The sequence below is a fragment of the Mycolicibacter sinensis genome (assembly GCF_001667375.1).
GTDB lineage: Bacteria > Actinomycetota > Actinomycetes > Mycobacteriales > Mycobacteriaceae > Mycobacterium > Mycobacterium sinense_A.
The window spans coordinates 1-19962 of record NZ_LZIN01000105.1 but is presented as its reverse complement, the minus strand read 5'-3'; the positions used below and the strand labels follow the sequence as shown (position 1 = coordinate 19962).

Genomic DNA, 19962 nt, shown 5'->3' with positions numbered 1-19962 from the left:
AAGGAGGAGGAACAGCCATGACACTCAATGTGGTTCCGGAAGGTCTCGCCGCCGCCAGCGCAGCGGTCGAGGCACTGACCGCCCGGCTGGCGGCCGCACAGGCCAGTGCCGCCCCGCTGATCACCGCGGTGGTGCCGCCGGCGGCCGACCCGGTGTCGCTGCAGACCGCCGCCGGTTTCAGCGCGCAGGGCAGCGAGCACGCCGCGGTGGGGGCGCAGGGCGCCACCGAGCTCGGCCGCGCCGGTGTGGGCGTCGGTGAATCCGGCGTCAACTACGCCGTCGGCGACGCCGCGGCCGCCTCGACCTATGTGGCGAGGGGCGCGAGCGCCTGATGATTGCCGCCCCGGTCTGGATCGCCTCCCCGCCGGAGGTGCATTCAGCATTGCTGAGCAGCGGTCCCGGAGCGGGTCCGCTGCTGAGCGCTGCCGGGGTGTGGAATGCGCTGAGCGTCGAGTACGCCACCGTCGCAGATGAATTGACCGCGCTGCTCGGTGCGGTGCAGAGCGGTGGCTGGCAGGGTCCCAGCGCCGAGCAGTATCTGGCGGCGCACGTGCCCTACCTGGCCTGGCTGGGCAAGGCCAGCGCGGACAGCGCCGGAGTGGCCGCCCAGCATGAGGTGGCGGCCTCGGCCTACACCAGTGCGCTGGCGTCGATGCCGACGCTGGCCGAATTGGCCGCCAACCACATGACGCACGGAGTTTTGGTCGCCACCAATTTCTTTGGCATCAACGCGATCCCGATCGCGCTTAACGAAGCCGACTACGTCCGGATGTGGGTTCAGGCGGCCACCACCATGGGCACCTATCACGCGGTGTCGGGTGCGGCGCTGGCGTCGGCGCCGCGGGCCGTGGCAGCACCGCCGGTGGTCAAGGCTGACTCGGCGCAGCCCGCCGATGCCGCCGGGGGCGGGGATTTCTTCACCCAGCTGTTCAACCAACTCGGCCAGCTGCTGCAGGATCCGGTCGGGGTGATGCGGGAGATCCTGGGCGGCGGCCCCGCGGCGCTGGCGGCCTGGTTCCCGCTGCTGTTCTTCATCGCCTACGAGGCGTTCTTCATCCCGTTCGGTTTCACCTTTTGGGGCGTGATGCTGTCCGCCCCGGCATTTCTGCCGATCATTCTGGGCGCGGCGTTGAGCCAGCTGCCCACCTTGGGTGAGCCGGCTGCCGGCGACGACGAAATCGTGCCGACGCCGCTCGCGTTCACCCCCTCGGGTGACCGGCCGATCGCGGTGGTGAGCGGTTTCGCCTCCGGCATCGCCACACCCGGTGCGCCCGCGGTGCCGGCGGCCCCGGCCACCTCGGCGGTGGCGCCGCCGCCACCGGCGGCCGGAGTGCTGGGGTTCGGCTACCTGGTGGGGGGCACCGACCCGGGCACTGGTCTGGGGCCGATCCTCACCGACCGCAACAAGGCGCAGGCACCGGCCTCTCGGGTGCCGGCGGCCGCGGCGGGGGTGGCTGCGTCGGCCCGTGACAAGGTCCGGGCGCGACGGCGCCGGCGTGCGGTGTTGCACGACCACGCTGACGAGTACATGGACATGGATTCGCGTCCGGCCGGTCCGGTGGAGCAGCCGGCTGCTTCCGGTTCGGATCGCGGGGCCGGGGCCCTGGGCTTCACCGGAACGGTGGGCAAGCGCAGCACCGCGACCGCGTCGGGGCTGGCCACGCTGGCCGACGACGGATTCGGTGGTGGCCCGAGCGTGCCGATGTTGCCTGACACCTGGAGTGAGAGCGATCGTGGCGATCCGGACTCGGAATCGCCAGTCGAAGTATCAAAGGAAGAGAAAGGAGTGCGGTGATGAGTTTGTTGGATGCCCATATTCCGCAGTTGGTGGCCTCGGAGTCGGCGTTTGGGGCTAAGGCGGCGTTGATGCGGTCGACGATGGCGCAGGCCGAGCAGGCGGCGTTGTCGGCGCAGGCGTTTCACCTCGGTGAGGCGGCGGCGGCGTTTCAGGGGTCGCATGCGCGGTTTGTGGCGATGGCGGCGCGGGTGAATGCGTTGCTGGATATGGCGCAGGCGAATTTGGCGGATGCCGGCAGTACGTATGTTGCGGCTGATGCGGCTGCGGCTTCTGGTTACACCGGGGTTTAGGGAGGTTTTGTTCGATGTCGCAGATTATGTACAACTACCCGGCGATGTTGGCCCATGCGGCTGAGATGAATGGGTATGCGGGCACGTTGCAGGCGGTGGGCGCGGATATTGCCAGTGAGCAGGCGGCGTTGTCGGCGGCGTGGCAGGGCGATACGGGGATGACGTATCAGGCCTGGCAGGTGCAGTGGAATCAGGCGATGGAGGAGTTGGTGCTGGCTTATCGTGCGATGGCGAGCACGCATGAGACCAACACCATGATGATGAACGCCCGCGACACCGCCGAAGCGGCCAAGTGGGGCTGAGCCAGGTGATCCGCTCGACGAGAGAACACAGCTCCCCATGAACAGGGGTGCTGGACCTAACGCCGCTGAACTGACCGTCGAGCAGGCCTGGTACATCGCGGAAACCATTGGCGCCGGGTCCTTCCCGTGGGTATTGGCGATCACCATGCCCTACACCGACGCCGGGGAACGCGGTGCGTTCATGGCGCGCCAGCGCGACGAGCTCACTCGGATGGGCGTCGTCTCGCCGGACGGCACGGTCAATCCGGCTGTGGCCGAATGGATCCGGGTGGTGTGCTTCCCGGACCGGTGGCTGGACCTGCGTTATGTGGGTTCACCGTCCGGCGGGGCGACCGAGATGTTGCGCGGCATCGTAGCTCGCCGCGACCCGGACGCCGGTAAGCGCACCCGGACTGTGGTGGCACTGCGCAACGCCCAACTGGTCACCTTCACCGCGATGGACATCGACGACCCACGGCTGCTGGTCCCGGTGCTCGCGGCCGGGTTGCGCCAGCGCCCGCCGGCGAAGTTCGACGAGTTCACCCTGCCCGCCCGGGTCGGGGTGCGCGCCGACGAGCGGCTGCGTGCCGGCGCCCCGCTCGCCGAAGTCCTTGAATACCTGGGCATTCCGGCCTCCGCCCGACCGGTCGTGGAATCGGTGTTCTCCGGTCCGCGCAGCTACGTCGAGGTGGTCGCGGGCTGTGCCCACCATGGCCGGCACGCCACCACCGAGGTGGGCATGAGCCTGGTCGACACCGACGAGGGCCGGATCCTGGTCACCCCATCGCAGGCATTCGACGGCGAGTGGGTGTCGACCTTCCGGCCCGGAACCGATTTCGCGACCGCAGTCGCGATCGAACAGCTGACCGCCACGCTGCCCGACGGGCAGTGGTTCCCCGGTCAGCGACTGTCCCGAGATTTCACCACCCAGCTGACCTAGTACCGAAAAGAATAGGGAACACCCATGACCGAAGCCCCGGTGCTGACCAGCGCCGTCATGCCGATCGTGCGCATCGCGGTGCTGGCCGACAGTCGGCTGACCGAGATCGCCGTGCCCGCGGAGCTGCCGCTGCGCGAAATCCTGCCCGCCGTGCAACGTCTGGTGGCCCCGGACGCCGGCGAGGACGCCGAGCCCGCCGACGGCGCGACGGCCCGCCTGAGCCTGGCGCCGGTCGGCGGTGCCCCGTTCAGCCTGGACGCCAGCCTGGACACGGTCGGCGTGGTCGACGGCGACCTGCTGGCGCTGCGCCCGGTGCCGGTCGGACCGGCGGCGCCCGGCATCGTCGAAGACATCGCCGACGCGGCCGTCATCTTCTCGGCATCGCGGCGTAAACCGTGGGGAGCGCAGCACATTCAGCGCGCCGCGCTGGCGGCCGGGGTGGGGCTGATCCTCGCGGCCACCGGGCTGGCCACCGCGCATCGCGCGCTCACCGGCGAACCGGCCGGCCTGTTCGCGGTGGCTGCCGTCGCGCTGGTCACCATCGTGGCGGCGCTGGCGACCCGGACGCGTTCGGCCGACGCGGGGCTGACCCTGGCGATCGCGGCGTTGGTACCGGTCGCTGCCGCAGGCATCCTGGCGGTACCCGGGGTGTTCAGCCCGGCGCACCTGGTGCTGGGCGCGGCCGCGGTCAGCGCGTGGTCGTTGATCTGCCTGATTCTGCCGCCGGCTGGGCGCGGCGAGCGCGGGATCGCCTTCTTTACCGCAGCGGTGGTCGCCGGGGTGGGGGTGCTGGCTGCCGCCGCCGTCAAGACCTTCTGGGAGCTGCCGGCGCTCAGCCTTGGCTGCGGGCTGATCACCGCGTCGCTGCTGCTCACCGTTGCCGCTCCGCAGGTCTCGGCGTTGTGGGCGCGACTGCCGCTGCCGGTGATCCCGGCACCGGGTGACCCGACCCCGTCGGCGCTGCCGCAAAGCGTGCTCGAAGACCTGCCGCGCCGCGTTCGCGTCACCGACGCCCACCAGACCGGTTTCATCGCCGGTGCCGTGTTGCTGGCCGTGCTCGGCTCGGTGGCGATCGCCACCCGGCCCGAGGGTCTTTCGGGGTGGGCGTGGTACGTGGTCGCCGGTATCGGGGTGGCCTCGGTGCTGCGCGCCCGGGTATGGGATTCGGCGTGGTGCAAGGCCTGGCTGCTGGCCCAGCCGCACCTGACCGCCGTCGTGCTGCTGGTCTGCTACGCCGCGACGGGCCGCTACGCGGCCGCCTTCGGTGCGGTGCTGGTGCTGGCCGCGCTGGTGGCGGTGTGGGCGGTAGTCGCCCTGAGCCCGGCCGTTGCGTCGCCGGACAGCTACTCGCTGCCGGTGCGGCGGTTGGTGGGTTTCCTGGCCTCCGGCGTGGACGCCACCCTGATCCCGGTCATGGCCTACCTGGTGGGCATCTTCGCCTGGGTTCTGTCTCGATGACGTTGCCTGACATCCGCCAGTGTGCGGTTTCATTCCCCCGGCCCGGCGGGTCGCGGACAAAACCGCACACTCGGCGGGGAGCCGGGAGGCCGGGAGCCGGGATGCGGGGGCGTGCGGTCCGTGGGGCCGGGATCGCGGCGCTGATCGCGCTGCTGACCAGTGCACCGGCGCTGGCGATCACCCCGCCCAAGATCGACCCGACGGTGCCGCCGCCCAACGGGGCGCCCGGGCCCGTCGCCGCGATGGAGCAGCGCTCCGAGTGCGCAAGTTCGGGTTTGCTGCCCGGCAGCGACCTCAGCGCCCCGACCGGCGGGCAGCGGATGCTCGACCTGCCCACCGCATGGCAGTTCTCCCGCGGCGAGGGCCAGACCGTGGCCGTCATCGACACCGGCGTACGCCCGGGTCCGCGGCTGCCGGCGGTGGACCCGGGCGGCGACTATCTGGGCACCACCGACGGGCTGACCGACTGCGACGGGCACGGCACGCTGGTCGCCGGGATCATCGCGGGCCAGTCCGCGCCGGACGGCCAGGACGGTTTCACCGGGGTGGCCCCGGCGGCGCGCCTGCTGTCACTGCGCACCGCCTCTTCGACCATCTCGCCGCGGCTGGCTGGGGACGACCCCCGCACCACCCGCGTGGTCACCGACATCACCGCCCTGTCGCGGGCCATCGTGCGCGCCGCCGACCTGGGCGCGCGGGTCATCACCATTTCCACCACGACCTGCCTGCCGGCCGACCGCGACGTCGACCAGACCGCCCTGGGCGCGGCGCTGCGCTACGCGGCGGTGGAAAAGGACGCGCTGATCGTGGCCGCCGCCGGCGACAGCGGGCAGACCGGATCGGTCGGCGGCGGCAGCGAGGCGTGCGAATCCAATCCGCTCACCGATCTCAGCCGGCCGCACGACCCGCGTAACTGGACAGGGGTCACCTCGCTGTCGGTGCCGTCGTGGTGGCAGCCCTACGTGCTGTCGGTGGCATCGCTGTCGCCGACCGGGCAGCCGTCGGCATTCACCATGGCCGGGCCGTGGGTGGGTGTCGCCGCACCGGGTGAAGGCATCGTCTCGGTCAGCAACCGCGACGACGGTGGTCTGGCCAACGGGCTGCCCGGCAACCAGGGCCGGCTGGTCCCGCTCACCGGCACCGGCTACGCCGCCGGCTACGTCGCAGGGGTCGCCGCGCTGGTCCGCAGCCGCTACCCCGACCTCAATGCCATGCAGGCGGCCCACCGGATCGTCTCCACCGCCCACAACGGCGCCCGCGCTCCGTCGGGCCTGGTGGGCGCCGGGGCCGTCGACGCGGTAGCCGCCCTGACCTGGGAACTGGCGCCGGCCGCCGATCCGGCCGACCCGCCGTCGAAGAAACTCTCGCCACCGCCGGCCCCCCAACCCGAGGACCCGGCGCCGCGGATCGTGGCCTTCGCCGGAACCGCGCTGCTGGCCGGACTCGTCGTCGCCGTCGGCGCCGCGGCGGCCGCCCGCCGACGAAAGGAAAACCAGCTGTGAGCCCGCTCCGTTCCACCATCCCCCGGCCCGGGCCGGCCCGGATCACCCTGGTGCTGTTGGCCGTCGTGCCGGCGCTGCTGGCCTACCCGTGGCCGACCACTCGGGACCGCTGGGTGCTCGGCGTGGCGGTCGTCGTCGCCATCCTGCTGCTGAGCTGGTGGCATGGCCTGCATCTGACCACGATCGTCCGCCGCCGGCTCGCCATGATGCGCTCGCGGCGCGGCGCGCACACCGACCGGCGAGCGGTCTCCGGGGCCCGGGCCACGTCGGCGCTGCGGATCTCGGCGTCGGCGGCCGGGGAGGCGTTGCCGCTGTCGCTGATCGCCGGCTACCTCAACCGCTACGGCCTGCGAGCCGACGCGGTGCGCATCACCAGCCGCGGTACCCGGCCGGACGGCGGTACGGCCGCCTCCGACACCTGGATCGGCCTGACCTATTCGGCCGCGCCTAATCTGGCTGCGCTGCAAGCCCGTTCGTCGCAGATCCCGCTGCAGCGGACCGCTGACATCGCGGTCCGGCGCCTCGCCGACCATCTGCGGGAGCTGGGCTGGGATACCGCTCTGGTCGCCGCCGACGAGGTGCCCGCACTGCTCGACGCCGGTGCCCGGGAAACCTGGCGCTCGGTGGTCGACGGCTCGGGCGACCACGTCGCCGCCTATCAGGTCGCCATCGACGCGGCGCTGGCGGACACGCTGAGCCGGATCCGCGCCGCGAACGCCGGGGAGACCTGGACGGCAGTGGAATTCGCCGACGACGGCGGTCAACTGAGCGTCGCTGCGGCGTGCGCTCTGCGCACCGGGTCGGCACCCGACGGCGCGGCGCCGCTGGTCGGCCTGGTGCCCGAGCAGGGCAATCACCGCGACGCGCTGCTGGGCTTGCACCCGCTGTCGGGCAGCCGTCTCGTCGGCCACACTGCGCTGTCAGACGATGACCTCGCCGGCCTGCGCTGGCCGGTCGCAGCGGCCGGTGTCGCCGCGCAATAGGCGATCGGGCTAGAACATGTACCCGCGCAGGAATGCGGTCATCCGGCGTAGGTAGGTCGGCTGGCTGACGTGCAGTATGTGGTTGCCGGGGAACCAGTGCAGCGCGCAACGATCCCAGTGATGCCACAGCATTTCGGACTGCTCCGGCGGCGCCAGCCGATCGCCCAGGCCGGTGATGATCAGCCGCCGGTCCTTGGCCACCAGTGGCGGGTAGTTCAGCGGGGAGTGATACGCCGTGGCGGAGGTGAAGTCGCCGTGATCGACCCGGCCCAGCAGTTGTCCGGCCTGTAGCACCATGTTGGCCGGGAACCAGTCCCTGATCTCGGCGTCCACCGAGACCACCGGAACGTTCGGGATCACCGCCTGCAGTCGGGGTTCGACGGCGGCCAGCAGCGCGCTGGTGTAGCCGCCCAGCGACAGGCCGGTCAACGCGATGCGGTCGACACCGGTGAACTCCAGATAGTCGACCACCGAACGGAAGTCGTGCACGGCTTGGGCCATCGCCTCGGCGAATCCCGACATGCCGTGCGAGAAGATGCCGTATCCGCTGAAGGGCGAATACTTTTCGGCGCGCCGACCGTGGAAGGGCAGGGTGTACAACACGACGTCGTAGCCGGACCGGTAGAACCAGGGCAGCGCGAAGAACAGGCCGTTGAACAGATAGGCCGACCCCATGAACCCATGGATGACGCACAGTGTCGGCCGGGGCCCGTCCTCGTGCCGCCAGTGCTGGAACCGGGCGGTGTTGTTCAGGGCCAGGCCGTTCCAGGAATCCCGCATGGCGGGGTTGACCGCCTCGAAACTGCTGTGGAACGCCACGTTTTCCACCACGCCACGCGCCACCCGTTCAGCGAGCGGATTGGCCCGCCGCGAGGAGATTCTGGGCAGCGCTGTGGGGGCGGGAAACGAGCGGGCCGGGTCGCGCTCGGCGGCCAGCTCGGCGTAGAACGCCAGCCGTTCCCGTTCCCGGCGCGACTGGTCGCGCCCGACCGCGGTGGTCAGCACCGAGGGGACCATCGCCGCCGCGACCATGGACGCGACCGCGGTGCGCAAGCCGATGTCCGCCCACGCCGAGGCGTCGACGATCAGCTTGTCCCGCAACGACAACTCGCTGCGATCCGGCAGGCCGTGGGCGCCGGCGTCCTCGCCCGGGACGTCGGGGACCGGGATGGGCGGCGTCAGCGGGGTCACGTCAGAACTCACGGTCGCCGGCCTTTCTCGGGTGAGATCGCCCCCGTAGTGGCGCGGGGCGCCGTCAATCCGATGGTAGCCCGATGGCGAACAGCCGCGCCGCGTTGTCGTGCAGAACGCCCCGCAGCCAGGCGTCGTCGACACCGGGAACTGCGGCGATGGCGTTCAGCGCGTCGCCGTAGCCGTACGGGATGTTCGGAAAGTCGCTGCCGAACAGGATCCGCTCGCCGGCGGCGCGCAGCCGCGGCTCTGCACCGGCCGGAAAGGGCATCATCTCGTCGACGAACGCGGTGAACGCCATCGTGGTGTCCAGGTACACGGCAGCCGAATTCAGGCAGATGTCGAGGAACTCGCCGTACTCCGGCATGCCCATGTGCGCGACGATGAGGGCCAGCCGCGGGTGACGGCGCAGCAGCCGCCGAATCGGCTCGGGACCGGTGAAGCGTCCGGGCTGCGGTCCGGAGCCGCAGTGGACGACGGCCGGAATGCCGGCGTCCTCGAGCGCGCCCCAAACCCCTTCGAGCATCGGGTCGTTCGGATCGTAGTCGCCGACCTGGATGTGCGCCTTGAAGACCTGGGCGCCTGACCGGATCGCCGCAGCCACGTAGTCGGCCGCGCCCGGCTCGGGATAGAACGTCGCGGTGGCCAGGCAATCCGGTGTCTGCCGGGCGAATTCGGCCGACCACTGGTTCAGCCAGGCGGCCATCTCCGGTTTGTGCGGGTAGACCAGCGAGGTGAATCGCCGGATCCCGAACGCCCGCAGCGTGGCGACCCGATCGGATTCCTCGGTGCGGTAGGTGATCGGCCAGCTGCGTCCCACCATCGGGCCGGCCGAGTCGAAGTAGTTCCATACCTTGTCCATCACCGGCTTCGGCATGAAATGCGTGTGCACGTCGATGATCCCCGGCAGCCCGAGACTGGACCAGATCTGCCGCACCGCGGCGGCTTCGTCATCGTATCTCACGAACGTCCCCAGCTGTTCTCGGAGACGAACTCGCTCAAGGGTTTCCGATAGGCCCAGTCATCGAGTTCCAGCGCCGGCCGGTCCGGAAACTCTGGCACCGGGCCCAGGCACAGGATCGCCACCGGCTCGGCATCGGCGGGCATACCCAATAGCGCCGCCAGCGGCTGTGGTTCGAACAGGGACACCCATCCCATGCCCAGTCCCTCGGCGCGGGCGGCCAGCCACAGGTTCTGGATCGCGCACGACACCGATGCCAGATCCATCTGCGGCAAGGTACGGCGACCGAAGATGTGCGCCTGCCTGCCCTCGCGCAACGCCACCACCAACAGCTCGGCGCAGTCGCGGATGCCTTCCACCTTGAGCGCCAGGAACTCCTGTTCGCGCCGCCCGAGCGCCCGGGCGGTGCGATGGCGCTCCTCGTCGACCAGCGCGTGGATGCGATGCCGCAGGTCCTCGTCGGTGATGCGGACGAATCGCCACGGCTGCATGAGCCCCACGCTAGGTGCGGCATGGGCCGCGGCCAGCAGGCGCGCCAGGACGCCGGGCTCGACGGTGCTGCCGGGAACGAACCGGCGCATATCGCGGCGTTCGGCGATCACCCGGTACACGGCTTGACGCTCCTGAGCGGTGAAGGAAGGATCGGCCACGCGATCATGGTAGGAGTCAGGAGAAGGGACGCCCGCCATGAAACGTTCGGAACCGCTCGACCGCCTGTCCACCGACTCCGCCGGAAGCCTGGTCTACGGCGAACCTCACCAGACCCCCGACGGCGCCACGGTCATCACCGCCGCCCGCGTGAAGGCCGCGGGCGATTCCGGGATGACCGCCACGCCGCTGGGCGTGGTGGTGATCCGCGGTGACCGGGCCAAGTGGGTGCCCACGGTCGATGCGGACCGGATCGCGTTGGTGGGGGTGCTCACCGGTCTGCTGTCGGCGGTGATCGCGTCGCTGGCGGTGCTGCGTCGCCCGCCGTGGCCAGACCTGCGGGCCATCGGTGCTCGCGGCGACGAGGGCTCATGACGCCGTCGAGCATGCGGGCGACCGCGCTGGTCTCGGTACTGGCCGCCGCGTCGGTGTATGTGCTGATGCTGGTGGGCTATTGGCAGCATTGGGGTTGGCTGGCCACCGCCGACGCCGCCGCGCTGGACGCGAGCTACGACATCGGGATCAAGCATCGGGGCTGGGTTCGGTTCTGGGACGGGTTGTCCACGATCTTCGCACCGGCGGTGTTCCGGCTGCTGGCGATGGTGGCGCTGGTGGTCGCGCTGGCGCGTCGCCGGTTGCGGCCGGCGCTGTTCCTGCTGGTGACCGTCGAGATGAGCTGGCTGCTCACCGTGGTGGCCAAGGGTTCGGTCGACCGGCCCCGTCCGGGTACCGCGTTGGCCACGGCATCGTCGTCGTCGTTTCCCTCCGGCCACGCGTTGGGGGTGATGGTCGCGGTCGGCGCGCTGCTGGCACTGACGCTGCCGTTGCTGCGGCGCCGGGCCCGGGTGGCTGCGGTGGGTGCCGGCGTGCTGGTGGTGGCCGCAGTCGGGATCGCCCGGGTGGCGCTGGGCGTGCACCACCCCTCCGATGTGCTGGCCGGCTGGGCGCTGGGCTGGGCCTATCTGGCGCTCTGGGCGATGCTGCTGAGACCGTGGCGGGTTGACCGGTCCGGGTCCGCGCCGCAGGATGATCTTGATGACCAGTTGTGAACCCGACCCGGTAGGGGAGCTCGTCTGCTCGCGCAAGGGCTGCAGCGCCGCGGCGACCTTCGGCATGCTGTGGAACAACCCGAAGCTGCACACCCCCGAACGGCGCAAGGTCTGGCTGACCTGTCCCGAGCACCGGGAGTACTTCCGCGGTTATCTGTCGTCGCGGGGCCTGCTCAAGGACGAGACGCCGGTCGAGCAGCTGCAGCGGCGCGCAGAACCCTAAAAGCCCCGGCACGCCGTGAGCGGTGTTTGACCCGACCCCGGTCTGCACCGATCATGAGTCCATGCGCCGACTGCTGAGCTTGTTGTGCGCTGCGGTATGCGCCGCCGGTACGGCACTCGGTGCTTCGCCGGGCGCCCTAGCCGATGTCACTCCTTGGTTCGCCCGGTCGGTCGGCAACGCGAACCAGGTGATCTCCGTTGTCGGAGTTGGCGGTTCAAACGCCAAGATGGACGTCTACCAGCGCAGCGCGACGGGTTGGCAGCCGGTCGCCGCGGGAATTCCCACCTTCGTCGGCTCGGCCGGGATGGCGCAGAAGGCCAAGAGTGGCTATCCGGCGACACCGATGGGCGTCTTCACACTGCCGTACGCGTTCGGCACCGCACCGAATCCCGGTGGGGGACTGCAATATGTCCAGGTCGGTCCGGACCACTGGTGGGACGGCGACGACCACAGCCCCACCTTCAACACCATGCAGGTCTGCAAAAAGGCGCAGTGCGCGTTCGATACCAACGCGAGTGAGAACCTTCAGATCCCGCAGTACAAGCACGCGGTGGTGATGGGCGTCAACACCGCGCGCACCCCGGGCGACGGGGCGGCGTTCTTCTTTCACACCACCGACGGCGGCCCGACCGCGGGCTGCGTCGCCATCGACGACGCCAAACTGGTGCAGGTCATTCAGTGGCTGCGTCCCGGCGCGGTCATGGCCATCGCGCAATAGGCGCCCGGGGTTAGCCGCGGTCGCGTTCCAAGTAGTAGCTGACCATCTCGATCAGCGTCCGCCGCTCGGCCTGCCAGTCGAAGGCGCCGCCGACGATCATCTGCGCCAACACGATTCCCCGTAGTGATGCCCAAATCACCTCGGCCACACCGGAGTCCGCCGGGTCCTCGGAGACCAGCCGGCCCAGTCGGTTGATCGCGTCGTTCATCTGCAACAGGTGCTCGTGGGACTGCTCGCCGAGGCTGCCGCGGGTGGCCCGCAGGATCTCGAACGCGGCCAGCGAGGTGGGGCTGGCGTAGCATCGCCAGGCGGTGTCGACGACGGCCTCGATGCGCTGGCGCAGTTTCAGTTCGCCGACATCGACCGCTGAGAGGCTGTCCAACAACCGGGCCACGCCGTCGTCGACCACGGCCATCAGCAGGCCGTTGCGATCGCCGAAGTGGTACTGGATGACGCCCCAGGTCACCCCGGCCCGTTCGGCGACGTGCTTGGCGTTCGCGGCGCCGAAGCCCTCTTCCAGGATGCAGCGCACCGTCTCGTCGATGATCCGGGCCCGCGTGTCGTCGCCGCGCTTGCGGGGCGCGCTGGTTCGTCGAGTGGGGCTGGGGCCTGGAGAAATAACCATTGTTGACTTTATAACATAGACCGGTCTATTTTTTCTCTGTGACCGAATCCAGGTATGCGTCGCTGTCGCGCGACGAGTTGGCCGTGCTAGTACCCGAACTGCTGCTGATCGGGCACATGATCGACCGCTCCGGGATGGCATGGTGCATCCAGGAATTCGGCCGCGAGGAGATGCTGCAGATCGCCATCGAGGAGTGGGCGGGCTCCAGTCCGATCTACACCAGGCGGATGCAGCGGGCGCTGAACTTCGTCGGCGACGACGTGCCGACCATCTTCAAGGGCATCCAGTTCGACATCGGCTCACCGCCGCAGTTCATGGACTTCCGCTTCACCGTCCACGACCGCTGGCACGGCGAGTTCGAGCTGGCCAGCTGCGGTGCGCTGCTCGACGTGGAGCCGATGGGTGACGACTACGTCTTCGGCATGTGTCACACCATCGAGGACCCGACGTTCGACGCCACCGCGGTGGCCACCAATGTCAAGGCGCAGTGCCGCCCGGTGCACCGGCCGCCGCGCGCCCCGTCGGACCGGCAGCCGCACTGCTGCTGGACCGTCATCATCGACGAGTCCTACCCGCCGGCCCAACCGATCCCGGCCCTGGAGGTGGTCGGTCAAACACGGGCCGCTACTTGGGAACTCGCGGACGTCGACCGCACCGACGACGGTCTGGCCGACTACACCGGGCCCCTGCTGTCCGACGTCGACTTCGCCGCGTTCTCGCACTCGGCGCTGGTCCGGCTGGCCGACGAGGTGTGCCTGCAGATGCACCTGCTGTACCTGTCCTTCGCGCTGGCGGTGCGCGCCCGCGCCGCCACCGACGAACTGGCCGCCTCGGTGGGCCGGCGCCAGCTCACCGGGCTCGCCGGGCTGGGCGCGATGCGCATCAAGAACGCCCTGCGGCTCTCCGAGGACATCGACGGGGCGCTGCGCACCTTTGAGCTGCACCCGCTGCTCAACCCGGTCGGCTACGTGCGCGCCGAGATCGGCGAGGGCCGGATCGCGGTGCGCCACTCGCCGGCACACGATGACGGCGCTTGGCTCGCGCTGTGTTCGCCGGCCGAGGTCAATCCGCTGCAGGCCATCGCGACCGCGGTCAACCCGCACCTGCGGGTGACGGTCGACGGGTCGGACACCGACTGGACAGCCCGGCTGACCGAGACTGACACCGCGGCGTCCGAGCTGCCCGAGGTGATGGTGACCAAGGTCAGTGGCGGGGCGAACTTCCAGTTCCGGCCCCGGAAATCGTTGCCGCTAACGGTTGTGTAACCCTATGGTCTCGGCGGTGGCGGCGCACCCCGACCTGCCTCTACCGTGGTGACGATTCCCCGCCGTTGTCGACCCAAGGTAAGCCGCATATGTATGACCCGCAGGGCGACGAGGTCACCCGGGAAGCCGACGCAATCGGAGCAACCGAGATGGCACCGACGGTGACGTCTGCCCCCGGAACCGGTTCCGTGGTGGACGCCCTGGCCTGGTCGCAGGAGGACGGCAGCGCCAGCGCCGAACCGGTGCCCTACGTCGACGACTTCTACGACCCGGCGCCGGGCACTGGCCGCCGCCCGGTCGCGCCACCGCCCCCGGCGCCGATCCCGGCCCGTCGGCACCCGTCGCAGTGGCCGCGCTACGCGCTCGGTATCGGCATCCTGGTGGCGCTGATCGCCGTCGCCGGCGCCCTCTACAGCCTGGCGCGCTCCACCGAGGACGAGGCACCGGTGCAGCCGGAGACCAGCGCCGTCGTGGTGCCGCCGGCGTCCAGTGCATTGCCGCCACCCCCGGCGCCCAGCACGCCCGCGCCACCGCCGCCGCCGGTGGCCACCACCACGGCGCCGCCGGTGACCACCACCGAGGCTCCGGTCACCACCACCACGACGGCGCCGCCCACCACGAGCACCATCGCGCCGCCGAGTACCACGACGACGACGGCGCCGCCGACGACCACCACCGCACCCCCGGCGCCCACGGCGCCGCCGACTACCACGGTGCCACCGACCACGACGGTGCCGATGACGACCGAGTACCTGCGCATCCCGCTGGTGCCGATCCCGATCCCGATCACCGTTCCGGAGAACTGATCGCCGATCAGAGGTGCCGGTTGATGCTGGTCGGACTCTGCTCGCGGCAGGCACACTGGGGTATGGCCATCGCGGCCGGAAGGGTGGTTAGCCATGAGCGACGACGGTGCGTTCGGATTCGACGCCGAGGACTTGGACCGGGTGCTCCGCGAGGCGGGTGAGGGGCTGCGCGCGGCGTTCGACCGCTTCTCCGGCACGTTCGGCTCCCCCGGAAACCGCGCCGGCTGGGGCGCGCTCTTCGCCGACCTGGCTCACGCGGCGCGTTCCGGGCCGCCGACCACCGGCGAGACCGGGGACGGGGTGTGGGCCATCTACACCGTCGGCGACGACGGCGCGGCTCGCGTCGAGCAGGTCTTCGCCACCGAGATCGACGCCCTGCGCGCCAGCCAGCGCAACCCCGATCCCAAACGAAAAGTACGGTTTTTGCCCTATGGGATTGCGGTCGGTGTGCTCGACGACAGTGCCGGCGCGAGCGAGTGAGATAGCCCACTGACAGGCGCGGCTCGCCTGGTTTGACACCGTTGCGGCGTGGGTTACATTGCCACCGTGCCCGAGATGAACCGCCGCCAAGTCATGTTGATGCTGGGTGCCGGGGCGCTGGCCGCCGCCGCCCCGAATCCGCTGGCCAGAGCCGTTCCCGCGTCTCCCGGAGCGCCCGGCGACCCGGCGCAGCAGCCGGTCTCCCCGGCCGATCCCGCGGCACCGCCGGCCGCTGCCAAGCCCGGCGGCTTTATCTGGCATGACGAATTCGACGGCCCGGCCGGTTCGGCCCCGGACCCGTCCAAGTGGACGATCTCCAACCACCGCACCCCGATCCGCCGCCCGGTCGGCTGGGATCGACCGGAGTACTTCTACCAGTACCGCGACAGCCGCAAGAACGTCTTCGTGGACGGGAAGTCCAACCTCGTCATCCGGGCCACCCAGGAAGGCACCACCTACTTCGGCGGCCTGGTGCACGGCAACTGGCGCGGCGGCATCGGCACCACCTGGGAAGCGCGGATCAAGCTGAACTGCCAGACCGCGGGCGCCTGGCCCGCCTGGTGGTTGTCCAACGACGACCCGGGCCGCGAAGGCGAAATCGACATCATGGAGTGGTACGGCAACGGCGAATGGCCGTCCGGCACCACCGTGCACGCCAACCCGTACGGCACCGCGTTCGAAACGTTCGCTTTTCCCGTCGACGGCAACTGGCACAACTGGCGGGTCACCTGGAACGCCAGCGGCATGTACTTCTGGCAGGACTACGTCGAGGGCATGGAGCCCTACTTTTCCGTCCCGGCCGTGGGCATCGAAGACATCGAAGAACCGGTCCGCGTCTGGCCGTTCAACGACCCCGGCTACACGGTGTTCCCGATCCTGAACCTGGCCGTCGGCGGATCCGGGGGCGGCGACGCTCGGCAGGGGTCCTACCCGGCGGACATGCTGATCGACTGGGTGCGGGTCTTCTAGAGCGCGGCGGCGGGGAATAGGTGGCACCATGCGAAGGTGCCCGAGATGAATCGCCGCAACCTGATGTTGAGCACCGGGGTCGGGATGCTGGCCACCGCGATGCGCGTTCCGCAGGCCTGGGCGCAGCCGGCGCCGGCCGGTCCGCTGCCCGCCGCCCCAGGCCAGACCTACCTGTTCAGTGACGAGTTCGACGGTCCCGCCGGGTCGGCCCCCGATTCGGCGAAGTGGACGGTGGCGCGGGCGCGCGAATCCATGAAGGACCCGACGTTCTGGGAGCGGCCCGAGAACGTCGGGCAATACCGTGACGATCGCCAGAACGTGTTCCTCGACGGCAAGTCCAACCTGGTGCTGCGCGCCGCCAAAGACGGCAACACCTACTACAGCGGCAAGGTCCAGAGCCGGTGGACCGGCGGCATCGGCCATACCTGGGAAGCCCGCATCAAACTCAACTGCCTGACCCCCGGCGCCTGGCCGGCCTGGTGGATGGGCAATGACGATCGCGGCGAGATCGACGTGCTGGAGTGGTACGGCAACGGCAACTGGCCGTCGGCGACCACCGTCCACACCAAGGCGAACGGGGCCGAGTGGGCGACCCACCAGATCGCCATGGACAGCGCCTGGCACACCTGGCGGTGCCGCTGGGATGACGAGGGCATCCGGTTCTGGCGCGACTACGTCGACGGCGCCGCGCCGTACTTCACCGTTCCGGCGAACTCGATCGCCGACTGGCCGTTCAACGACCCCGGCTACCAAGTGTTTTCGGTGCTGAATCTGGCCGTCGCCGGCTCGGGCGGTGGCGACCCCGGGGCGGGCAGCTACCCGGCGGAGATGCTGGTCGACTGGATCCGGGTGTCCTAGCCGGCGGCGTGCTCGTCGAGCCAGGTGACACCTTCGGCGGCGGATCGAAACAGCGCGTCGCGCTCGCCGAAGTAGCCGGCGATCGCCCCGACTCCGGGTAGGACGCTCAGCCGCCGGTAGAGCTTGTTGGGCTGCGGGCGTTTGGCGGCCTCCTCGAATGTCGCCCGCAAGATCCCGGCCAGCCGCCACAGCGTCCGCGGGATCGCCCGGCGTTGCGGGAGCGGCTCGGGGTCGGGCGGTGGTGGCACGTCGATGTTCTCGGGCAGCTCACGCCGGCACAGCACCGAGGCGAGCAACCGCACCTGCCCGCGCCGGTCGGTGACGCCGTACTCGCGGGCCAGCGCGCACAGCACGACGGCGTGGTTGACGAATCCGGCCAGCTCGCCGACCGGCAGCAGCCGCGCCAGCCATCCGAAGACGCGCGGTGAGGCCACCACCAGGGTGTTCAGCGCGCCGACCCGGTGCACCCACCAATGGACGCGCTCGTCCCGGCTCATCCGCTCCCAGGCGGCGGTGCCCGGAAGGTCGGCGGCGTTCATCAACTGCGCGCCGGCGTTGCGGGCCCGGTCGGCGTTGCCGGGACCGCGGCCGGCCTCGTGGCGGCGCCGCCGCAGCCGCAAGCGGCGGATCCGCTGGATCAGACCGCGGGGCGGGGTGAGCAGCCGATGGGTGCGGTCGCGCAGGCCGATTGGATCCGCTTGCGCGAGCAGGTCGAGCAGTGGGTTGATGATGGCCACGGCGCGACCGAGTGCGTCGGCGACCTCGGCGTCGGTGAGGGCGGTGTGCGGCTTGGGAAACAGGCGCATGGTGTTGATTGTGGCGTGCATCGCTGCTCACCGTGGAGCCGATGACGGGAATCGAACCCGCGTATTCAGCTTGGGAAGCTGATGTTCTGCCATTGAACTACATCGGCATTGCTGCGCTAGCAGGCTAGCATCTGGGCGCTCGCTGCCTGCGAGAGTGCATCTTCATCCGCCGGACGCGGCGTGTTGCGGATGAAACCGCACGCTCGGCGCCCCCGCGGTACAGCCCATCCAAGCGGTCAGCGGATACGCTCGTGCGGTGCTGCTCTCCGATCGCGACCTGCGGGCCGAAATCGCCGCCGGCCGGCTGGGCATCGACCCCTTCGATGACGCCCTGGTACAGCCGTCCAGCGTGGACGTCCGCCTCGACAGCCTGTTCCGGGTGTTCAATAACACCCGCTACACCCACATCGACCCGGCGAAACAACAGGACGAACTGACGACGCTGTTCGAGCCCGATCCCGGTGAGCCGTTCGTGCTGCATCCCGGCGAGTTCGTGCTGGGCTCCACCCTGGAGTACTGCACGCTGCCCGACGATCTGGCCGGCCGGCTGGAGGGCAAATCGAGCCTGGGCCGGCTGGGATTGTTGACCCATTCGACCGCGGGTTTCATCGACCCGGGCTTCTCCGGGCACATCACGTTGGAGCTGTCCAACGTGGCGAATCTCCCGATCACGTTGTGGCCGGGGATGAAGATCGGCCAGCTGTGTCTGCTGCGGCTGACGAGTCCGGCGGAGCACCCTTACGGCAGCACGCGGGTAGGGTCGAAATATCAGGGCCAGCGCGGGCCGACGCCGTCCCGCTCGTACCAGAACTTCATCCAGTCCGGTTAGCCCTTCGGATGCGACGGCCGCCGCGCCGCCGGGATGAAGCCGGTACCGCTGGCCTTGGCGGGGGGTCTGGCCCTCAATCACTGGCCGATCAGCAGCGCGTGGAGGTATTTGTGGACATCGTTCTCGGGGTGTCGGTAGCGCCCTCGACGGTCCGCATGGTGTTGGTGGAAGGTGAAACCGCCGACGGGGTGACGGTGGAGCATGACGACTTCGACGTCGGCGCCGGTAACGAGGGCGCCCCGGAGCGGGTGGTTTCGGCGATCCTGGGCACCCGCGAGGGTGCGCGCGAGGGCGGCTATCAGCTCAGCTCGACCGGGGTGAGCTGGAGTCATCCCGCCGAGGCCGCCGCGCTGCGCGATGCCCTGGTCAGCCACAAGGTCGAGAACGTGATGCTGGTGTCGGCGTTCCTGGCCGCCGCGGCGCTGGCCCAGGCGGTCGGCAGCGCGACCCGCTACAACCGGACGGCACTGCTGTTCGTCGAGCCGGAGGCCGCCACCCTTGCGGTGGTCAACTCCGACGACGGCTCGATCGCCGAGATCCACCGGCAGCCGCTGTCGAGCGATGACGCCAGCGCCGTCAGTGAGCTGACCGAGCTGGCGGCCGGCGCCCAACGCCTGGAGTCGCGTCCCGACGGGCTGTTCGTGGTCGGATCGGGGGGCGTCAACGTCGCCATGATCAAGCCGGAGCTGGACAAGGCCAGCCCGCTGCCGGTCAGCGCCCCCGAAGAACCGGACATGGCGCTGGCTCGAGGAGCTGCGCTGGCCAGTGCACACGCCCCGTTGTTCAACTCGTCCACCCGGGCGCTGGCCTGGGCGCAGGATCCCGGCACCGGCGCAGTGGACCCGGCGCTGGTCAGTGCCGGCTACGCCTACGTCCCGCCCGGGGCGGTGGATTACAACGCCACCTCGGACATCGAGCCGCTCGCCTACAGCGCGGTTCCCGACTTCGCCGACAGCGGCTACCTGCCCTCGGGCATCCAGGACGTCGTCGACCAGCCCGAGCTTGTCGACTCCCGAATGCTGGACTTCAGCACCGGGATCCAACAGCGGGAACGCAAACCGATGCTGGTGACCGGTGGGGTGGCGGCATTGTTCGTGGTTGGTGTGCTGGCCCTGGCGATCGCGCTGGCGGTGGGCATGCGGGCGGCCAACCACCAGGGCCCGGACGTGCGGGCCAACGTCGTCACTCACCAGCCCCCGCCACCCAAGGCCGCTGTTCCGCCCCCGGCGCCGCCACCCTCGGCGCCGCCGGCACCGGCCGCCGAGCCTGCCCGGCCCGAGCA

At 70.2% G+C, this 19962-nt stretch carries 24 protein-coding genes and 1 tRNA gene; 19 read left to right on the top strand and 6 right to left on the bottom strand.

The annotated features are described in order from the left end of the window. Window positions 1–17: 17 nt before the first annotated feature. The 8 genes from A5771_RS20825 to eccE all read left to right on the top strand — a co-directional run bounded on the left by A5771_RS20825 (window position 18) and on the right by eccE (window position 7252). The gene (locus A5771_RS20825) at window positions 18–332 is read left to right on the top strand and encodes a PE family protein (protein WP_064857091.1); all 315 of its coding nucleotides are present in this window, start codon (window positions 18–20) and stop codon (window positions 330–332) included. A 2-nt stretch (window positions 333–334) separates the two neighbouring features. Beyond that, window positions 335–1795, top strand: coding sequence for a PPE family protein (locus tag A5771_RS20820; RefSeq protein WP_064857167.1), 1461 nt, complete (start codon window positions 335–337; stop codon window positions 1793–1795). Beyond that, window positions 1795–2088, top strand: coding sequence for a hypothetical protein (locus A5771_RS20815; RefSeq protein ID WP_064857096.1), 294 nt, complete (start codon window positions 1795–1797; stop codon window positions 2086–2088). The genes A5771_RS20820 and A5771_RS20815 overlap by 1 nt, the downstream gene beginning before the upstream one ends. A 14-nt stretch (window positions 2089–2102) precedes the next feature. Next, the gene (locus A5771_RS20810) at window positions 2103–2390 is read left to right on the top strand and encodes a WXG100 family type VII secretion target (protein ID WP_064857090.1); all 288 of its coding nucleotides are present in this window, start codon (window positions 2103–2105) and stop codon (window positions 2388–2390) included. Between the two features lie 37 nt (window positions 2391–2427). Continuing rightward, a complete protein-coding gene (locus A5771_RS20805; RefSeq protein ID WP_064857089.1) occupies window positions 2428–3309 on the top strand; it encodes an ESX secretion-associated protein EspG in 882 nt (293 codons plus the stop codon). Window positions 3310–3333: 24 nt separating this feature from the next. After that, entirely contained in the window at window positions 3334–4767 is a 1434-nt protein-coding gene (eccD, locus tag A5771_RS20800) for a type VII secretion integral membrane protein EccD (protein ID WP_275084982.1), read from the top strand. A gap of 101 nt (window positions 4768–4868) precedes the next feature. Continuing rightward, entirely contained in the window at window positions 4869–6269 is a 1401-nt protein-coding gene (gene mycP, locus A5771_RS20795) for a type VII secretion-associated serine protease mycosin (protein WP_064857088.1), read from the top strand. Next, a complete protein-coding gene (gene eccE, locus A5771_RS20790; protein ID WP_064857087.1) occupies window positions 6266–7252 on the top strand; it encodes a type VII secretion protein EccE in 987 nt (328 codons plus the stop codon). The genes mycP and eccE overlap by 4 nt, the downstream gene beginning before the upstream one ends. A 9-nt stretch (window positions 7253–7261) precedes the next feature. On the opposite strand, the gene A5771_RS20785 is transcribed toward eccE, so the two are convergent. Genes A5771_RS20785 through bluB form a run of 3 tightly spaced genes read right to left on the bottom strand, consistent with a single transcriptional unit; the run spans window position 7262 to window position 10093 of the window. Continuing rightward, the gene (locus tag A5771_RS20785) at window positions 7262–8455 is read right to left on the bottom strand and encodes an alpha/beta hydrolase family protein (protein ID WP_082947367.1); all 1194 of its coding nucleotides are present in this window, start codon (window positions 8453–8455) and stop codon (window positions 7262–7264) included. Between the two features lie 52 nt (window positions 8456–8507). Next, a complete protein-coding gene (locus tag A5771_RS20780) occupies window positions 8508–9407 on the bottom strand; it encodes an amidohydrolase family protein (protein WP_064857086.1) in 900 nt (299 codons plus the stop codon). Beyond that, complete coding sequence (gene bluB / locus A5771_RS20775; RefSeq protein ID WP_064857085.1) at window positions 9404–10093, bottom strand: 5,6-dimethylbenzimidazole synthase; 690 nt, start codon at window positions 10091–10093, stop codon at window positions 9404–9406. Before bluB ends, A5771_RS20780 begins: the two co-directional genes overlap by 4 nt. On the opposite strand from bluB, the gene A5771_RS20770 reads away from it, so the two are divergent. The 4 genes from A5771_RS20770 (at window position 10092) to A5771_RS20755 (ending at window position 12042) form a co-directional block, all read left to right on the top strand. Next, the gene (locus A5771_RS20770) at window positions 10092–10427 is read left to right on the top strand and encodes a hypothetical protein (protein WP_064857084.1); all 336 of its coding nucleotides are present in this window, start codon (window positions 10092–10094) and stop codon (window positions 10425–10427) included. The two genes, bluB and A5771_RS20770, sit on opposite strands and share 2 nt — an antisense overlap. Then, window positions 10424–11101 carry a phosphatase PAP2 family protein gene (locus A5771_RS20765; protein ID WP_064857083.1) on the top strand — a complete coding sequence of 226 codons (678 nt, stop codon included), beginning with the start codon at window positions 10424–10426 and terminating at the stop codon, window positions 11099–11101. The genes A5771_RS20770 and A5771_RS20765 overlap by 4 nt, the downstream gene beginning before the upstream one ends. Beyond that, window positions 11088–11324: a hypothetical protein gene (locus tag A5771_RS20760; protein ID WP_064857082.1), complete on the top strand. Its 237-nt coding sequence runs from the start codon at window positions 11088–11090 to the stop codon at window positions 11322–11324. The genes A5771_RS20765 and A5771_RS20760 overlap by 14 nt, the downstream gene beginning before the upstream one ends. 61 nt (window positions 11325–11385) lie before the next feature. Then, the gene (locus tag A5771_RS20755) at window positions 11386–12042 is read left to right on the top strand and encodes a L,D-transpeptidase family protein (protein ID WP_064857081.1); all 657 of its coding nucleotides are present in this window, start codon (window positions 11386–11388) and stop codon (window positions 12040–12042) included. 10 nt (window positions 12043–12052) lie between these two features. Here A5771_RS20755 and A5771_RS20750 read toward each other — a convergent pair whose 3' ends face one another. Continuing rightward, window positions 12053–12667, bottom strand: a complete 615-nt coding sequence (locus A5771_RS20750; protein ID WP_064857080.1) for a TetR/AcrR family transcriptional regulator — start codon at window positions 12665–12667, stop codon at window positions 12053–12055. Window positions 12668–12705: 38 nt separating this feature from the next. Between A5771_RS20750 and A5771_RS20745 the strand changes: the two genes are divergently transcribed. From A5771_RS20745 to A5771_RS20725, 5 genes are all read left to right on the top strand, one after another. Next, on the top strand, window positions 12706–13932 hold the full coding sequence (locus A5771_RS20745; protein ID WP_064857079.1) for a hypothetical protein: 1227 nt from the start codon (window positions 12706–12708) through the stop codon (window positions 13930–13932). Window positions 13933–14021: 89 nt separating this feature from the next. Next, on the top strand, window positions 14022–14738 hold the full coding sequence (locus A5771_RS23550) for a hypothetical protein (RefSeq protein WP_064857078.1): 717 nt from the start codon (window positions 14022–14024) through the stop codon (window positions 14736–14738). Between the two features lie 93 nt (window positions 14739–14831). Beyond that, on the top strand, window positions 14832–15218 hold the full coding sequence (locus A5771_RS20735) for a hypothetical protein (RefSeq protein WP_064857077.1): 387 nt from the start codon (window positions 14832–14834) through the stop codon (window positions 15216–15218). Window positions 15219–15293: 75 nt separating this feature from the next. Beyond that, window positions 15294–16187 (top strand): glycoside hydrolase family 16 protein, encoded by an 894-nt coding sequence (locus tag A5771_RS20730; protein ID WP_064857164.1) that lies wholly within the window; start codon window positions 15294–15296, stop codon window positions 16185–16187. Window positions 16188–16232: 45 nt separating this feature from the next. Continuing rightward, complete coding sequence (locus tag A5771_RS20725) at window positions 16233–17045, top strand: glycoside hydrolase family 16 protein (RefSeq protein ID WP_428844428.1); 813 nt, start codon at window positions 16233–16235, stop codon at window positions 17043–17045. Here the strand turns inward: A5771_RS20725 and A5771_RS22895 are convergent. Together A5771_RS22895 and A5771_RS20715 are read right to left on the bottom strand one after the other, a co-directional pair. Next, a complete protein-coding gene (locus A5771_RS22895; protein WP_234783148.1) occupies window positions 17042–17872 on the bottom strand; it encodes a hypothetical protein in 831 nt (276 codons plus the stop codon). The genes A5771_RS20725 and A5771_RS22895 overlap by 4 nt on opposite strands. Window positions 17873–17884: 12 nt before the next feature. After that, window positions 17885–17958 (bottom strand) — tRNA-Gly (locus A5771_RS20715). Window positions 17959–18107: 149 nt separating this feature from the next. Between A5771_RS20715 and dcd the strand changes: the two genes are divergently transcribed. Both dcd and A5771_RS20705 read left to right on the top strand, forming a co-directional pair. Beyond that, window positions 18108–18680: a dCTP deaminase gene (dcd, locus tag A5771_RS20710; protein WP_064857075.1), complete on the top strand. Its 573-nt coding sequence runs from the start codon at window positions 18108–18110 to the stop codon at window positions 18678–18680. A gap of 110 nt (window positions 18681–18790) precedes the next feature. Further along, window positions 18791–19962, top strand: a 1172-nt coding sequence (locus A5771_RS20705; protein ID WP_131808960.1) for a DUF7159 family protein, incomplete at its 3' end; no start/stop codon positions are given.

Bases quoted from the DNA above. Each gene is read 5' to 3' on its own strand.
- A5771_RS20760 (WP_064857082.1), top strand. From the start codon at position 11,088: ATGACCAGTTGTGAACCCGACCCGGTAGGGGAGCTCGTCTGCTCGCGC.
- bluB (WP_064857085.1), bottom strand. From the start codon at position 10,093: ATGGCGGGCGTCCCTTCTCCTGACTCCTACCATGATCGCGTGGCCGAT.
- A5771_RS22895 (WP_234783148.1), bottom strand. From the start codon at position 17,872: ATGCACGCCACAATCAACACCATGCGCCTGTTTCCCAAGCCGCACACC.
- A5771_RS20770 (WP_064857084.1), top strand. From the start codon at position 10,092: ATGAAACGTTCGGAACCGCTCGACCGCCTGTCCACCGACTCCGCCGGA.
- A5771_RS20725 (WP_428844428.1), top strand. From the start codon at position 16,233: ATGAATCGCCGCAACCTGATGTTGAGCACCGGGGTCGGGATGCTGGCC.
- mycP (WP_064857088.1), top strand. From the start codon at position 4,869: ATGCGGGGGCGTGCGGTCCGTGGGGCCGGGATCGCGGCGCTGATCGCG.
- A5771_RS20765 (WP_064857083.1), top strand. From the start codon at position 10,424: ATGACGCCGTCGAGCATGCGGGCGACCGCGCTGGTCTCGGTACTGGCC.
- eccD (WP_275084982.1), top strand. From the start codon at position 3,334: ATGACCGAAGCCCCGGTGCTGACCAGCGCCGTCATGCCGATCGTGCGC.
- A5771_RS20805 (WP_064857089.1), top strand. From the start codon at position 2,428: ATGAACAGGGGTGCTGGACCTAACGCCGCTGAACTGACCGTCGAGCAG.
- A5771_RS20815 (WP_064857096.1), top strand. From the start codon at position 1,795: ATGAGTTTGTTGGATGCCCATATTCCGCAGTTGGTGGCCTCGGAGTCG.
- A5771_RS20755 (WP_064857081.1), top strand. From the start codon at position 11,386: ATGCGCCGACTGCTGAGCTTGTTGTGCGCTGCGGTATGCGCCGCCGGT.
- A5771_RS23550 (WP_064857078.1), top strand. From the start codon at position 14,022: ATGTATGACCCGCAGGGCGACGAGGTCACCCGGGAAGCCGACGCAATC.
- A5771_RS20750 (WP_064857080.1), bottom strand. From the start codon at position 12,667: ATGGTTATTTCTCCAGGCCCCAGCCCCACTCGACGAACCAGCGCGCCC.
- A5771_RS20730 (WP_064857164.1), top strand. From the start codon at position 15,294: ATGAACCGCCGCCAAGTCATGTTGATGCTGGGTGCCGGGGCGCTGGCC.
- A5771_RS20735 (WP_064857077.1), top strand. From the start codon at position 14,832: ATGAGCGACGACGGTGCGTTCGGATTCGACGCCGAGGACTTGGACCGG.
- A5771_RS20825 (WP_064857091.1), top strand. From the start codon at position 18: ATGACACTCAATGTGGTTCCGGAAGGTCTCGCCGCCGCCAGCGCAGCG.
- A5771_RS20810 (WP_064857090.1), top strand. From the start codon at position 2,103: ATGTCGCAGATTATGTACAACTACCCGGCGATGTTGGCCCATGCGGCT.